Genomic DNA, 14,091 nt, shown 5'->3' on the forward strand with positions numbered 1-14,091 from the left:
GACCCACCCCAACGAAAGGAGGCTGCTGTGCCTGAAGAAATCAACCTCGAAATTTTCAACGCGGACCCGATCACCGAAGACGTGTCCGACGCAGCACCCGAGGCCACACCGCAGGCCGCCGCGCAGGCTGTTCCGGCCCTGGACACTGCCGCGGAATCGCAGCAGATCCTCAGCGACGAGATGAAGGCACTGGGCGACGCCTACGCGCAGGCCCGCCTCAACGGCGCCGCGGCGGAAACCCAGCCGCGGCTGGACTACCCCCCGTACCGCAGCAGCATCCTCCGGCACCCGACCAAGAGCCTGCAGCACGCGGACCCCGAGACCATTGAGCTGTACTCGCCGGCCTTCGGACACATGGACGTGCACGCCCTCGAATCCGACCTCACCATCCAGCACAACGGCGAACCGATGGGCGAGCGGATCATCGTCTCCGGCCGGGTGCTCGACGGCGACGGCCGGCCGGTGGCGGGCCAGCTGGTGGAAATCTGGCAGGCCAACTCCTCGGGCCGCTACATCCACAAGCGCGACCAGCACCCGGCCCCGCTCGACCCGAACTTCACCGGCGTCGGCCGCTGCATCACGGGCGCGGACGGGTCCTACAGCTTCACCACGATCAAGCCCGGCGCTTACCCGTGGAAGAACCACCTGAACGCCTGGCGGCCGGCCCACATCCACTTCTCCCTCTTCGGCCAGGAGTTCACGCAGCGGATCGTCACGCAGATGTACTTCCCCGGCGACCCGCTCTTCGCCCTGGACCCGATCTACCAGTCGATCGTGGACCAGGACGCGCGGGACCGCCTGGTCGCCAGCTACAACCATGATCAGACCAAGCCGGAGTGGGCGCTGGCCTACAACTGGGACATTGTCCTGACCGGTTCGAAGCGGACCTGGACCGAGAACGAGGCGCTGGGCGCAGAAGGAGACGACCATGAGTAAATTGACCCCCACACCCGGCCAGACGGTGGGCCCGTTCTACGGCTACGCACTGCCCTACGCGAAGGACCGGGAGCTGCTGGCCCCCGGGTCCGCCGGCTCGATCCGCCTGCAGGGCACCGTGTTCGACGGCGCCGGCCATCCGGTCCCGGACGCCATCCTGGAGATCTGGCAGGCCGACGCCGAGGGCCAGGTCCCGCAGCGCACCGGCTCCCTGGTCCGTGACGGCTACACCTTCACCGGCTTCGGCCGCAGTGCCGTCGGCAACACCGGCGTCTTCACCTTCACCACCGTCAACCCGGGCCCCACCGCGCCCGGCGCCGCACCGTTCATCTCCGTGGTCGTGTTCGCCCGCGGCCTGATGAACCGGCTCTTCACCCGCGTCTACCTGCCGGAGAACGAGGAGGCCCTCGCCGCCGACCCGCTGCTGTCCGCCCTGGAGCCGGCACGCCGCCGCACCCTGATCGCCCGGCGCGATCCCGACGGCGGCCTCAGCTGGGACATCCGGCTGCAGGGCGAGGGCGAGACGGTGTTCCTCGATTTTGAAGGCGACGGCGCTGAAGCCAGTAGCATCGAGGATGCCGGCGTTCAGGACGCTTCGCAGTGACGATTCCCAACGGTGACGCAGCTGCCGGCCGGGACGGCGATTTCGGCCTGCTAAGCCCCGTGTCGGCGTCGCCCCGGGTGGCGGCGCTGACCGGGGACCGCGCGGTGCTCGCCGCCATCCTCCGGGTCGAAGCCGGCTGGGCCGCGGTCCTCGAGGAAGCGTCCCTGGCCCCGGCCGGGTCCGCCGCCCTCGTGGCGGAGGCCGCCGACGTCGGACGCTACGACATCGCTTCAATCGCCGTCCGAGCCCAGGGCGGCGCCAATCCGGTGATCCCGCTGCTTGCCGACCTCCGCAAGCAGGTCACGGCCCTCGACACGGCCGGCATCGGCGCCGGACGCGCCGTGCACACCTCGCTGACCAGCCAGGACGTGCTCGACTCCGCCCTGATGCTGCTGGCAGCCGGAACCGTTGGGGAACTGCTCACCGACGTCAAACGCACGACGGCGGCCCTCGCCGCCCTCGCGGAGCGGCACCAGCAGACGCTGTGCGTGGGCCGGAGCCTGACCCAGCACTCGCTGCCGTTCAGCTTCGGGCTCAAAGCCGCGCAGTGGTTCCACGGGCTCGCCGCTGCCGCGCGCCGGCTCGAGGCACTGGAGCTGCCGGTGCAGACCGGGGGAGCCGCCGGAACCCTGGCGGCCGGCACCGTGCTGACCGAAGGCTCGGCCCTCGCGCCGCTCGACCTGGCCGACCGCCTGGCCGCCCGGCTGGGACTGGCCGCTGCCCCGGCGCCCTGGCACACCAACCGGCTCGCGGTCACCGCGCTCGGCGACGCCCTGGCAGCCGTGACGGACGCCGCTGGCAAAATCGCCGCCGACGTGCTCTTCCTGAGCCGCCCGGAGGTGGCCGAACTCGCCGAACCGCGGGCCGCGGGCCGGGGAGGCTCCTCGGCCATGCCACAAAAGCAAAACCCGGTGCTGTCCGTGCTGGTCCGCAGCGCCGCGCTGCAGGCACCGGCGCTGGCGGCGCAGCTGCACCTCGCGGCGGCCAATTTCAACGACGAACGTGCCGACGGCGCCTGGCACAGCGAGTGGCCCGCGCTGCGTTCCCTGCTCCGGCTGGGCCTGGGCGCCGCCGGACAGCTCCGCGAACTGGCCGAGGGCCTGCAGGTCTTCCCGTCGGCGATGCGCCGGAACCTGGACCTGTCCGGCCCGCTGCTGCTCTCCGAGGCGGTGACTGCCGCCGTCGGCCCGCTGCTGGGCGCGGACGGCCCACGACGGCTCCAGGACGTGGTGGACCAGACCCTGCAGGCGCCGGCGGCCGAACAGCCAAGCACCTACCGCAAGCTGCTCCGCGCGGCCGTCCCGGCCGAACTGCTCTCCGACGAGCGGCTTGAGGAGTTGCTGGACCCGGCCAACTACCTCGGCCAGGCCGCCGAAATCTCACGACGCATCCTCGCGGCGTGGCCCGACTTCGCTGCGGCCCTGCCCCCTCATATCGAACCGAACCAAGCGACCGAAGAGAACGGAGCCCACCGTGGCTAGACCAACCGTCAAGGCCGTACTGCTCTCGCCCGTGCGCGAGCTCGGCGATAAGCCCCTCCTCGTGGTGGGCCCGTCGCTGGGCACCTCCACGCTGCTCTGGAGCCAGGCCGGCGCACTGCTAGGCAACGACGTCGACGTCGTCGCCTGGGACCTGCCCGGCCACGGCGTCTCCCCGGCCGCCGCCGAATCCTTTTCCGTCGCCGAACTGGCCGACGCCGTCATCGAACTGGTCGACTCGATCGCGCCCGGCGCGCGGTTCCACTACGCCGGAGTCTCCCTCGGCGGGGCCACTGGCCTGCAGCTGGGCATCAGGCACGGCGAACGGCTCAAGAGCCTGTCCGTGCAGTGCAGCGGCGCGAAGATCGGCACCCCGGAAGGCTGGCTGGAACGGGCCGAAACCGTCCGCAACCAGGGCACCGGAGTGATGATCGAGGGCTCCGCCCAGCGCTGGTTCGCGCAGGGCTTCATGGAGCGTCAGCCCGAGCTCAGCAGCCGACTGCTGCACACCCTGCGGGACGCGGACCGGTTCAGCTACGCCTTCTGCTGCGAGGCCCTGGCCGGCTTCGACGTGCGGGACGAACTCGGCAGCATCCGGGTCCCCACCCAGGCCCTGGCCGGCGCCGAGGACACCGTCGCCCCTCCCTCGTTCGCCGAGGAGATCGCCGCCGGCATCACCGCCGGCGGGGGCACGGCCAGCGCCGCGACGCTGGAGGGCGTATCCCACCTGGCACCCTTCGAGGCCCCGGGGCACGTGGCCGAACTGCTGCGCAGCCTGATCAGCTGGACCGAATCCCGCGGAGCCGCAAAGTGACCGGCCCCAGGCCCGGCGGCCCGCAGGCCGGCCCGGAACGGAACGGCGTCGTGCAGCCGGACGCCACCAGCCAGGAGATCTACGACGGCGGCATGAAGGTCCGCCGCGAGGTGCTCGGCGCGGCCCACGTGGACCGGGCCAACGCCAACAAGGATTCCTTCACCGAGGACTTCCAGGACATGATCACCCGGATCGCCTGGGGCGGGATCTGGACCAGGCCCGGGATCAGCCGCCAGATGCGCTCCGCCGTCACCATCACCGCGATGGTGGCCCACGGCCACTGGGAAGAACTCGCGATGCACATCCGTGCCGCCATCACCAACGGCCTGAGCAGGGACGAGATCAAGGAAATTTTGCTGCAGACCGCCATCTACTGCGGCGTTCCCTCCGCCAACACCGCCTTCAAGACCGCGCAGCAGGTCTTCCACTCCATGGACGAGGCCGCCCCACCCAACTAGCTCGCAATAGTTGTCGTTTTGAGGGCTGAAAACGACAACAACTGCCAGCTACTTGGGCCCCACCGAGAATTCAGAGGAAATCATGATTCAGGCTTTTGTTTACGACGCCGTGCGGACCCCGTTCGGCAAGTTCGGCGGCGGACTTGCCGGCGTGCGCCCGGATGATCTGGCCGCGCACGTGATCGGCGAGGCGGTCAAGCGCGCCCCGGGCCTGGACGCGGCGCGGATCGACGAGGTGGTGTTCGGCAACGCGAACGGCGCCGGCGAGGAAAACCGCAACGTGGCCCGGATGGGCACCCTGCTGGCCGGGTTGCCGGTCTCGGTCCCGGGGACCACGGTCAACCGGCTGTGCGGTTCCTCGCTGGATGCGGCGATCATCGCGTCCCGGCAGATCAACACCGGGGACGCGGAGCTGATGCTGGTCGGCGGGGTCGAATCGATGTCGCGGGCGCCGTGGGTGCTGCCGAAGACCGAGAAGCCCTACCCGGCCGGGGATCTGACCCTGGTCTCCACCACGCTGGGCTGGCGGCTGGTGAACAAGGACATGCGCCCGGACTGGACCATCTCGCTGGGCGAGGCGACCGAACGGCTGGCCGAGAAATACGGGATCACCCGCGAGGCGCAGGATGAGTTCGCGGCGGCCTCGCACAACCTGGCCGCCGCGGCCTGGGACGAGGGTTTCTACGACCGGCTCGTCACCGCGGTCCCGGGCACGGACCTGGTCCGGGACGAGGGCATCCGGCCCGGATCCTCGGCGGAGAAGCTCGCCTCGCTCAAGACCGTGTTCCGGAGTGAGGCCGGGACCGTGACGGCCGGGAACGCGTCGCCGCTTTCGGACGGCGCCTCCGCGGCGTGGCTCGGGTCCGAGGACGCCGCCGGGCTCCTGGGCCTGGAGCCGCTGGCCCGGATCGCCGGGCGCGGCGTGCATGCGAACGATCCGCAGTTCTTCGGCTACGCCCCGGTGGAGGCCGCGAACAAGGCCCTCGCCAAGGCCGGGATCGGCTGGGACCAGGTCGGCGCCGTCGAGCTCAACGAGGCGTTCGCCGCGCAGTCCCTGGCCTGCATCAACGCCTGGGGCATCGACCCCGCAATCGTGAACCGGCACGGCGGGGCGATCGCGATGGGCCACCCGCTCGGCGCCTCCGGCGGACGCATCCTCGGCACCCTGGCCCGGTCCCTGCAGGCCTCCGGCGAACGCTGGGGCGTCGCCGCGATCTGCATCGGCGTCGGCCAGGGCCTCGCCGTCGTCCTCGAAAACATGACCGTTGCCGGAACCAACACAGGAAAGGCCTAAGGGAATGCTCAACTTCGTAGATACCGTCGGCGAGGCCGTCGCCGGGATCCAGGACGGTTCCACCGTGATGATCGGCGGTTTCGGCAACGCCGGGCAGCCGTTCGAACTCATTGACGCCCTGATGGACTGCGGGGCCACGGACCTCACAGTGGTCAACAACAACGCCGGCCAGGGCGACCAGGGCCTTGCGCTGCTGATCAAGGAGGGGCGGGTGAAGAAGATGATCTGCTCCTTCCCGCGTCAGTCCGACTCCTGGCACTTCGACGCCAAGTTCAGGGCCGGGGAGATCGAACTTGAACTCGTGCCGCAGGGCAACCTGGCCGAACGGATCCGCGCCGCCGGCGCCGGGATCGGCGGCTTCTTCACCCCCACGGGCTACGGCACCATGCTGGCCGAGGGCAAGGAAACCCGCTTCCTGGACGGAAAATGGCAAGTGTTCGAGACCCCCATCCACGCCGACGTCGCGCTCATCAAGGCGCTCACGGCCGACGGCAAGGGCAACCTCGTCTACCGCAAGACGGCCCGCAACTTCGGCCCGATCATGGCCGCCGCGGCCAAGCACAGCATCGTCCAGGTCTCCGAGATCGTCCCGACGGGCGGCCTGGACCCGGAGGTCATCGTGACCCCCGGAATTTACGTCAACAGCATCGTGAAGGTGGCCTGATGAGCAGCGCGACGAGTATCCAGACGTCCGACAAGCCGCTGGGCCGCGACGACCTCGCCCGCCTGGTGGCCCGGGACATCAGCCCCGGCTCCTTTGTGAACCTCGGCATCGGCCAGCCCACGCTGGTGTCCAACTATCTCGAACCGGAGCAGAACATCACGCTCCACACCGAGAACGGCATGCTCGGCATGGGCCCGGAAGCCACCGGCGACCAGATCGACGGCGACCTCATCAACGCGGGCAAGATCCCCGTGACCGAACTGCCCGGCGCCTCCTACTTCCACCACGCCGACTCCTTCGCGATCATGCGCGGCGGCCACCTGGACATCTGTGTGCTGGGCGCCTTCCAGGTCTCCGCAACCGGTGACCTCGCCAACTGGCACACCGGCGCACCGGACGCGATTCCCGCCGTCGGCGGCGCCATGGACTTGGCGACCGGAGCCAAGGACGTCTTCGTGATGATGACGCTGCTGACCCGCGAGGGTGTGTCCAAGCTGGTGGAGTCCTGCAGCTACCCGCTGACCGGGATCGGCTGCGTCACGCGGGTCTACACCGACAAAGCCGTCTTCCTGACCGGCCCCGACGGCGTCCAGGTCCGGGAGACCTTCGGCTGCACCCTCGAGGAACTGCAAGCGCTCGTGCCGGTGCCGCTCGCCGCCGCCGCCTCAGCCTGACCACCCACGTGCGAACGAACGCTTGGTGCCCGGCCGGAGAGCCGTTTCGGGGCCTCAAGTGTACGTTCGCGCGTATAAAGTGATGCGTGATCGAGAGGCGTGAAATGACTGAGGCAGCAAAGGCCACCCGTGCCGACGGGGCGCCCGCAGCCAGCGACCAGTACGTGCAGTCGCTGGCGAGGGGACTGGCGGTGATCCGGTCCTTCGACGCGGAGCACCCGCTGATGACCCTGACCGAGGTCGCGGCCCGGACCGACCTCACCCGTGCCACTGCGCGGCGTTTCCTGCACACGCTCGTCGAGCTCGGCTACGTCCGGACCGACGGCAAGGCGTTCGCGCTGACCGCCAAGGTGCTGCAGCTCGGTTACGCCTACCTCTCCGGGCTGTCGCTGCCGCAAATCGCCCAGCCGCACCTGGAGGAGCTGTCCCTGAAGCTCGGGGAGTCGACGTCGGCCGCCGTGCTGGACGGGACGGACATCGCCTACATTGCCCGGGTGGCGACGCGGCGGATCATGACCGTCGGCATTACCGTGGGAACCCGCTTTCCGGCCTACGCCACCTCCATGGGCCGGGTCCTGCTGGCCGCCCTGCCGCCCGCGGAGCTCCAGGAATACCTGGACGCGGCCCGGATCCGGCCGCTCACCCCGCGCGCCATCGGCACCCGCGAAGAACTGCTGGCGGAGCTGGCCACCGTCCGGGCCCAGGGCTGGTGCCTGCTGAACCAGGAACTGGAGCTCGGGCTGATGTCCCTGGCGGCGCCGATCTACGACGGGCCGGACAAGGTGGTCGCCGCCATTAACGTCTCCCTGCAGGCGCAGGCCGTTGCGGCGCAGCCGGACCCGGAGGCGTACTTGGATTCGGTGCGCGAGGCCGCCGTCGCCACCGCGGAACTCATCTCCGCGGACCTCTCCGCCGGACGCTGACGCTGCCGGACGCTGACTGGTCCTAGCTTCGGCGGGACTGGGCGAACAGTTGCCGCAGCGTGAAGAAGCAGCCCAGGGCGCTGAACAACAACGCCATCAGGAACTCGCCCTTTAGGCCCTCGACCAGGTGCGTGTTGTTGGCGAAACTGTAGCCCAGCAGGTCCCAGGCCTGCGGTTCGAACAGCAGTGCCAGCGGTGAGCCTCCAAGGTAGTCGGCCAGATCCAGCCAAATGGTGCCGAGGAACGAGAGCAGCACCGTCGCCACTGTCACGGCCACGACAACCCAGGCGCCGCGCCTCGTCATGGCGCCGCCGCTGCCCACGGTGCTGCCGGCGACATACAGCCGGGCGGCGCCGGCCGCCGTCACGAAGGCCACAATCGAGGCCATCCAGCCAAGCTTCCACAGGATCAGCCACAGTCCGACGCCGACCGGGATCACGGCCAGGGCAAAGACTGCGCCCCGCACCGAGTGTTCCAGGGACTCCGTCCGGATCCGGGGAAGGGGCAGCGGTGGCAGCTGCGCCTGCCGGCGTTCGGAGGAATCCGGCCAAGGGGCCCCGTCCGGCCAGCGCTGACTGTAAGACGGCTCGGCCCTGCCGAAGGATTCGGATTCTTTTCTGGCGTCAGAATTTGCGCGCTCTGTCATCATTCCCCCAAATGAGATGAGTGTCCCGGCCCACTGTATGCCGGTAAATCCCGCTTAGTCTGGCACACAAAGGGAGGGAATTGATGATTTGAGCGGCTTTATTTCCGCCCGGGCGTCAGCCGGCGGACTCCGCCGTCGTCGACACCGTGATCGTGACCCCCGCCGCGTCGTCACGGATTCTGAGGTGCAGCGGCCGGTCCACGAGGCTGGCGTGCATGTCTTCGCTGTCTTCCGGGGCAAGTTGCTCCGCCAGCCGGGTCAGGGCCAGCGCCATCGCCCGGCCCCAGTCGTGCGGATCCCTGCTTGAGGCTTCGGCTTCGGCTGAGTAGTTTTCCTCTGGTTCGGTCATGTGGCCGCCTTCCGCGCCTGGAACGCGGCCACCCCGGCGGTTCCGGGACGGCATCCGGCCAGGCCGGCACGCTTCAGTTCCTAAACATGGCCAGTGTAGTGACCCGCCGGACAGCGCGTCCATGATTCGCTGCCATGGCGCGCAAGTTATGCCGCCCCACCCCGATAAGATTTCCTTGCGGGGCCTATCCCGCCACATGCCCGAAGGACGCCATGCCCCAGACCAATGCCGCCCAAGACAATGCCGCCCAGGACAGTTCCGTGCAGCCCAAGCGCGCCGCCGTGATCATCAACCCCATGAAGTCCTCCGGCGAGGATTTCAAGGCTGCGTTCTACCGGCTCTGCGAGACGCAGGGCTGGAAGGAGCCCCTCTGGCTCGAAACCACGGCCGAGGACACCGGACTGGGCCAGGCGCGTGAAGCGCTCGAAGCGGGGGTCGACGTCGTGATTGCCGCCGGAGGTGACGGAACCGTCCGCTGCGTGGCCGAGGTCCTCGCCGGCACCGGCACGCCGATGGGCCTGGTCCCGATGGGCACCGGCAACCTGCTGGCCCGCAATATCGGCGTCGACATCACTGACCCCGTGGCCGCCAGCTACGACATCCTGAACGGCTCAGACATCAAGGTCGACGTGGTGAAGGCAAGCCTGGACCACGCCCGGGACGAACAGCTTTTCCTGGTCATGGCCGGCCTTGGCTACGACGCGGCGATCATGGCGAACACCGTGGACGAACTCAAGGACCGGGTGGGCTGGCTCGCCTACGTCGAGGCCGGCATCCGGCACCTGCCCGGCAAACCGGTGAAGGCGCAGATCAGCATCGACGGGCAGCACCCGGTCCGGCGCCGGATCCGCAGCGTGATGGTGGGAAACTGCGGCCAGATCACGGGAGGAGTGGAAGTATTCCCCGACGCCAAAATCGATGACAACATTCTCGACGTCGTGGTTCTGGCCCCGAAAGGCAAGCTCGGCTGGTTCAGCGTGCTCGCCGGCATGTTCGGCCGCAAGAACGCCAAGAACAAGTCGGTCGAGTATTTCGCCGGCAAATCCGCGGAAATCACCCTCGACCATGAGCAGGAATTCCAGCTCGACGGCGACCACATTGGCAAGGCCAAGCACCTCAAGGTCGCGGTGGAGCACGAGGCGCTGACCATCCGGATGACGAAGGCGGCCTAACCGTTCCGGGCCCGGGACCCGGAGCTACCGCCAGGTAGTATCCGGGCCGTGCCAGGCCGTTGGGTGAAGGCCTCGGCGGGTTCGGCCGGCCGGTGCGGCCGCCCGAATTAGCGGCTGTGTTTCCCCGAGAGCTCGACCGTGCGACCGCCGGGGAGTTCGGATGTGTCTTCGCCGCGGTCGGGATGCCCGGCGGTCCCGCCGTCGGCGTCGGGATGCCCGGCGGTCCCGCCGGTGCCGGCCAGCCCGGCCAGCAGGTCGCGGATCTCCGCCAGCAGTGCGGTGTCGGCCGGGACCGGGTTCTCCTCCGGCTCCGCGGCGGCCAGCCGGTGCTTGACCATCCTGTTGATCCGGTTCATCGGAGCCACAAAGATGAAGTACACCACCGCCGCGGTGATGAGGAAAGTCACGAATGCCGTGAGGACGGCACCGATATTGACGAAGGTCTTCGCATTTCCGGGCCAGACGTAAAAACCGAGCCCCTGGGTTTCGACGCCGCCGGCTGCCGCGATGATCGGGTTCACGATGTTCGTGGTGAACGCCGTGACCAGGGCGGTGAACGCCGTACCGACGACGACGGCGATGGACAGTTCGATCACGTTGCCGCGCAGGATGAAGTCCTTGAATCCTTTGAGCATGGGTCCTCCGGAAGATGCCGTGTGGGTGGTTCAACCGATAGACGCTACCACCATGCCGATCCCCCGCTTGTTCCGTTGAATGGAATTCGAAGCCTGCCGGCCGCGGTTGCCGGCGTACGATTCAGCTGGATGCCAGTGCCGCCGTCGTTCTCAACCGACTGCAAAGGAAGACCCATTCCACCTGTGAAACCCGCGACATTGTTCGGCGAGATGTTCACCATGGCTCCAGCCAACAAGGACCACCAAGCCGCGGTCCGTTGCGCCGTCGGCGTCTTCGTCCCGCTGATCACCCTCGTGCTGCTGGGCCGGCTGGATCTGGCCATCTTCGCCTCCTTTGGGGCCTTCGCCGGGATCTACGGCCGGAACGAGCCCCACGGCCGCCGCTTCGTGCTGCAGTTGCGCGCCGGCACCCTCATGCTCGCGGTGATCCTGCTCGGCGCCTTGGCGGCCCGCGCCGGGGCGGCGTTGGCGCTCACGCCGTCGGGCACCGTCTGGCTGCAGGTCCTCGCGACCACAGTGGTGGCCGGCGGCTGCTCCCTGATCGTCGCCTGGTGGCGGCTCCGCCCGGCAGGATCGCTTTTCCACATTTTCGCCTTCGCTGCCATCGCCTCCATCCCCAGCCAGCCACCGCTCTGGCAGGGCATGCTGGTGGCCGTCCTGACCGTCGCGCTCTCGCTCCTGATCGGCTTGTCCGCCCGGGTCGCCCCGAGCCGCCGGAAGCCGTGGTCGTGGCCCCGGCCGGTCCGGCTGACCACAGCGGAGCGCCGCGTTGCCAAGCTCGAAGCCGTGGGCTACCTCGTGGCGGCCGGCCTGGCCGGCACCCTCGCGACCCTGGCCGGCGAATGGCTCGGCTTCGGCCACAACTACTGGGCCATGGTGGCCGCCGTCGTGCCGCTCGTGGGGCACAGCACGCGTCACCGCGTCAGCCGCGGCGTTCAGCGCATCATCGGCACCGCGCTCGGGCTGGTGCTGCTGGCCGCCATCCTGCTGCTGCAGCCGGCCCCCTGGCAGACCGTGCTGGTGATTGCCGCCTGCCAGTTCGGCGCCGAGATGTTCATCGCCCGCCAGTACATGCTGGCCCAGGTCTTCGTCACCCCGCTGGCGCTGATCTCGACCCTGCTGGTGGCGCCCGTGCCCGCGGGGACCCTGCTGGGCGACCGGTTCCTGGAGACGGTCATCGGAGCCGCCGTCGGCGTCGCCGTCGTGCTGGCGCCGGCCCTCTGGTGCCGGGTGGCCGCCGGCCACCGTTCAATGGAAGACTGATCCCAGGCAGTCAACAATTCGGGGAAGCGGGAAGCGTGGCCAATTCCGGGTCGGGGGACTCCGTGGTGGACCGCGTGGTGCGCCTGATCGAGGCCTTCCCCGAGGGCTCTGCCGCCCTGCAGCTCTCCGAACTCGCGGACCGGGCCGGCCTGCCCCTGACCACCGCCCACCGATTGGTCCGGCAGCTGGCCGGGCACGGGCTCCTGGAGCTCGGCAGCGGGGGGTCGGTCCGGCTGGGGCTGCGGCTGTGGGAGCTGGTCAACCGCAATTCGCCGACCCTGGCCCTGCGGCAGGCGGCGATGCCGTTCATGGAGGACATCCAGCAGGTGCTCAACCAGAACGTGAACCTGGCTGTCCTGGACGGCTGGGACGCCTTGTTCGTGGAGCGTCTGTCGCGCCGCGGCTCGGTCGCCAACCGGGCGAAAGTCGCCGGGCGGATGCCGGTGCACCTGTCCTCGGCCGGGCTGGTGTTGATGGCCCACCAGCCGGCCTCGGTGCAGGCGGCATACCTGCGCCAGTTCAACGACCCCGCAGGCAGGCTCCGCGCCGGGGACCTCCGCTCGCTCCTGGCCGAGGCCGCCGAGGAAGGCTACGCCCAGCTGGCCGGCGTCGTGGACCCCGACACCTGGGGGATCGCCGTCCCGGTGCGGGACGCGAGGAAGCGGACCGTCGCTGCCCTCGGCGTCGTGGTTCCGCTGCGGGAGATGCGGCTGCAGGCGCTGGTGCCGGCGCTGCAGACCGCGGCGCGGGGCATCGGACGCCGGCTCGGGGACTCCCGCGCGGCGGCCGAATTCCGTTCAACGGAAGACCTGTAACGCAGATCACTGCTCCGGGCGCACACTGTTAGCCAGAAGACCGATCCGGTCCGGACCCGCGGCGTGCGGCCGACAGCTTGGCACGCCGCTCCGGGCCCCGCAACGAAGCGAGGACAACATGGCAGCCCGAAAAGTCATCACCACCCAGGTGGCCATCGTGGGCGGGGGCCCAGCCGGGCTCATGCTCTCCCACCTGCTGGCCAAAGAGGGCATCGAGTCCACCGTGGTCGAACTGCGCAGCCGGCGCGAAATCTCGGAAACCGTCCGTGCCGGCATCCTCGAGCACGGCACCGTCAACCTCCTCGTGGACACCGACGTCTCCGATCGCGTGCTGCGCGACGGCGACCGGCACGACGGGATCGAGCTGCGGTTCAACGGGGAAAGCCACCGCATCGACTTCCAGGAGCTGGTTGGCGAGTCGGTCTGGCTCTACCCGCAAACCGACGTCTTCATGGACCTCGCCGCGCGCCGGGAGGCCGACGGCGGCGACGTCCGGTACAGCGTCACGGACACCAGCGTCCATGACATCGAGGGTTCGCCGAAGGTGTGGTTCACGGACGCGGACGGCACCGAGTTCGAGCTTCAGGCCGACTTCATTGCGGGCGCGGACGGCTCGCGCAGCCACTGCCGTGTCCAGATTCCCGAGGCTGACCGTAAGTGGTACTTCCACGAGTACCCCTTTGCCTGGTTCGGCATCCTGGCCGAGGCGCCGCGCAGCTCCGACGAGCTGATCTATGCCAACTCGGAGAACGGCTTCGCCCTGATCAGCCAGCGGACCGAGACGGTGCAGCGGATGTACTTCCAGTGCGACCCCGGGGAGGACGTCAACAACTGGGACGACGAGCGGATCTGGGAGGCGTTCCGCAGCCGCGTGAACGGCAACGGCTTCGAGCTCAAGGAGGGCCCGGTCATCGACAAGACGGTCCTGAAGTTCCGCAGCTTCGTGCACGCCCCGATGCGGCACGGCAAGCTGTTCCTGGCCGGGGACGCCGCCCACACCGTCCCGCCCACCGGAGCCAAGGGCCTGAACCTGGCCATCCACGACGTCAAGGTGCTGTTCGAAGGCCTGGACAGCTTCTACAAGACCGGCTCCACGAAGCTCCTTGACCTGTACAGCGACCGCGCCCTGGACCGGGTCTGGAAAGCGCAGCACTTCTCCTACTGGATGACCTCCATGCTGCACACCCCGACCGGAGCCGACGACTTCGCCCGCGCCCGCCAGCTCGGCGAACTCAATTCGGTGGTGTCCTCGCGGCACGGCCGCGCTTACCTTGCCGAGGCCTACACGGGCTGGCCGGCAGGGAACTAGGACGTCCTCCGGGACTCCGGCAGCTCCGCATCTTTCCATCGACAGCACCCCGGGCCA

16 protein-coding genes are annotated in these 14,091 nt (G+C 69.1%); 13 read left to right on the plus strand and 3 right to left on the minus strand.

Features of this window, described 5'->3' with window-relative positions:
- The first annotated feature begins 27 nt into the window (after positions 1–27).
- From pcaH to AB4Y91_RS14865, 9 genes are all read left to right on the plus strand, one after another.
- Complete coding sequence (gene pcaH, locus AB4Y91_RS14825; protein WP_441419198.1) at positions 28–936, plus strand: protocatechuate 3,4-dioxygenase subunit beta; 909 nt, start codon at positions 28–30, stop codon at positions 934–936.
- On the plus strand, positions 929–1,540 hold the full coding sequence (gene pcaG, locus AB4Y91_RS14830; RefSeq protein ID WP_441419199.1) for a protocatechuate 3,4-dioxygenase subunit alpha: 612 nt from the start codon (positions 929–931) through the stop codon (positions 1,538–1,540). Before pcaH ends, pcaG begins: the two co-directional genes overlap by 8 nt.
- Entirely contained in the window at positions 1,537–3,021 is a 1,485-nt protein-coding gene (locus AB4Y91_RS14835) for a lyase family protein (RefSeq protein ID WP_441419200.1), read from the plus strand. The genes pcaG and AB4Y91_RS14835 overlap by 4 nt, the downstream gene beginning before the upstream one ends.
- A complete protein-coding gene (locus AB4Y91_RS14840) occupies positions 3,014–3,832 on the plus strand; it encodes an alpha/beta fold hydrolase (RefSeq protein ID WP_441419201.1) in 819 nt (272 codons plus the stop codon). Before AB4Y91_RS14835 ends, AB4Y91_RS14840 begins: the two co-directional genes overlap by 8 nt.
- The gene (gene pcaC, locus AB4Y91_RS14845; protein WP_441419202.1) at positions 3,829–4,290 is read left to right on the plus strand and encodes a 4-carboxymuconolactone decarboxylase; all 462 of its coding nucleotides are present in this window, start codon (positions 3,829–3,831) and stop codon (positions 4,288–4,290) included. The genes AB4Y91_RS14840 and pcaC overlap by 4 nt, the downstream gene beginning before the upstream one ends.
- Positions 4,291–4,372: 82 nt before the next feature.
- On the plus strand, positions 4,373–5,584 hold the full coding sequence (locus AB4Y91_RS14850) for a thiolase family protein (protein ID WP_441419203.1): 1,212 nt from the start codon (positions 4,373–4,375) through the stop codon (positions 5,582–5,584).
- Between the two features lie 4 nt (positions 5,585–5,588).
- Positions 5,589–6,248, plus strand: coding sequence for a 3-oxoacid CoA-transferase subunit A (locus tag AB4Y91_RS14855; protein WP_175323478.1), 660 nt, complete (start codon positions 5,589–5,591; stop codon positions 6,246–6,248).
- A complete protein-coding gene (locus AB4Y91_RS14860) occupies positions 6,248–6,922 on the plus strand; it encodes a 3-oxoacid CoA-transferase subunit B (protein ID WP_441419204.1) in 675 nt (224 codons plus the stop codon). The genes AB4Y91_RS14855 and AB4Y91_RS14860 overlap by 1 nt, the downstream gene beginning before the upstream one ends.
- Before the next feature lie 104 nt (positions 6,923–7,026).
- Positions 7,027–7,845, plus strand: a complete 819-nt coding sequence (locus AB4Y91_RS14865) for an IclR family transcriptional regulator domain-containing protein (RefSeq protein WP_441419205.1) — start codon at positions 7,027–7,029, stop codon at positions 7,843–7,845.
- A gap of 22 nt (positions 7,846–7,867) precedes the next feature.
- On the opposite strand, the gene AB4Y91_RS14870 is transcribed toward AB4Y91_RS14865, so the two are convergent.
- Complete coding sequence (locus tag AB4Y91_RS14870; protein ID WP_441419206.1) at positions 7,868–8,311, minus strand: hypothetical protein; 444 nt, start codon at positions 8,309–8,311, stop codon at positions 7,868–7,870.
- Positions 8,312–8,606: 295 nt separating this feature from the next.
- The gene (locus tag AB4Y91_RS14875; protein WP_441419207.1) at positions 8,607–8,840 is read right to left on the minus strand and encodes a hypothetical protein; all 234 of its coding nucleotides are present in this window, start codon (positions 8,838–8,840) and stop codon (positions 8,607–8,609) included.
- Between the two features lie 212 nt (positions 8,841–9,052).
- On the opposite strand from AB4Y91_RS14875, the gene AB4Y91_RS14880 reads away from it, so the two are divergent.
- Positions 9,053–10,012, plus strand: coding sequence for a diacylglycerol/lipid kinase family protein (locus tag AB4Y91_RS14880; protein ID WP_441419208.1), 960 nt, complete (start codon positions 9,053–9,055; stop codon positions 10,010–10,012).
- Positions 10,013–10,119: 107 nt separating this feature from the next.
- On the opposite strand, the gene mscL is transcribed toward AB4Y91_RS14880, so the two are convergent.
- Complete coding sequence (gene mscL / locus AB4Y91_RS14885; RefSeq protein ID WP_441419209.1) at positions 10,120–10,647, minus strand: large conductance mechanosensitive channel protein MscL; 528 nt, start codon at positions 10,645–10,647, stop codon at positions 10,120–10,122.
- A gap of 210 nt (positions 10,648–10,857) precedes the next feature.
- Between mscL and AB4Y91_RS14890 the strand changes: the two genes are divergently transcribed.
- The 3 genes from AB4Y91_RS14890 to AB4Y91_RS14900 all read left to right on the plus strand — a co-directional run bounded on the left by AB4Y91_RS14890 (position 10,858) and on the right by AB4Y91_RS14900 (position 14,034).
- Complete coding sequence (locus tag AB4Y91_RS14890) at positions 10,858–11,910, plus strand: FUSC family protein (protein ID WP_441419304.1); 1,053 nt, start codon at positions 10,858–10,860, stop codon at positions 11,908–11,910.
- Between the two features lie 35 nt (positions 11,911–11,945).
- Positions 11,946–12,725: an IclR family transcriptional regulator gene (locus AB4Y91_RS14895; protein WP_441419210.1), complete on the plus strand. Its 780-nt coding sequence runs from the start codon at positions 11,946–11,948 to the stop codon at positions 12,723–12,725.
- Positions 12,726–12,843: 118 nt separating this feature from the next.
- The gene (locus AB4Y91_RS14900) at positions 12,844–14,034 is read left to right on the plus strand and encodes a 4-hydroxybenzoate 3-monooxygenase (protein ID WP_441419211.1); all 1,191 of its coding nucleotides are present in this window, start codon (positions 12,844–12,846) and stop codon (positions 14,032–14,034) included.
- Positions 14,035–14,091 lie beyond the last annotated feature (57 nt).

The organism is Arthrobacter sp. YAF16, from assembly GCF_052113385.1.
Taxonomy (GTDB): Bacteria; Actinomycetota; Actinomycetes; order Actinomycetales; family Micrococcaceae; genus Arthrobacter.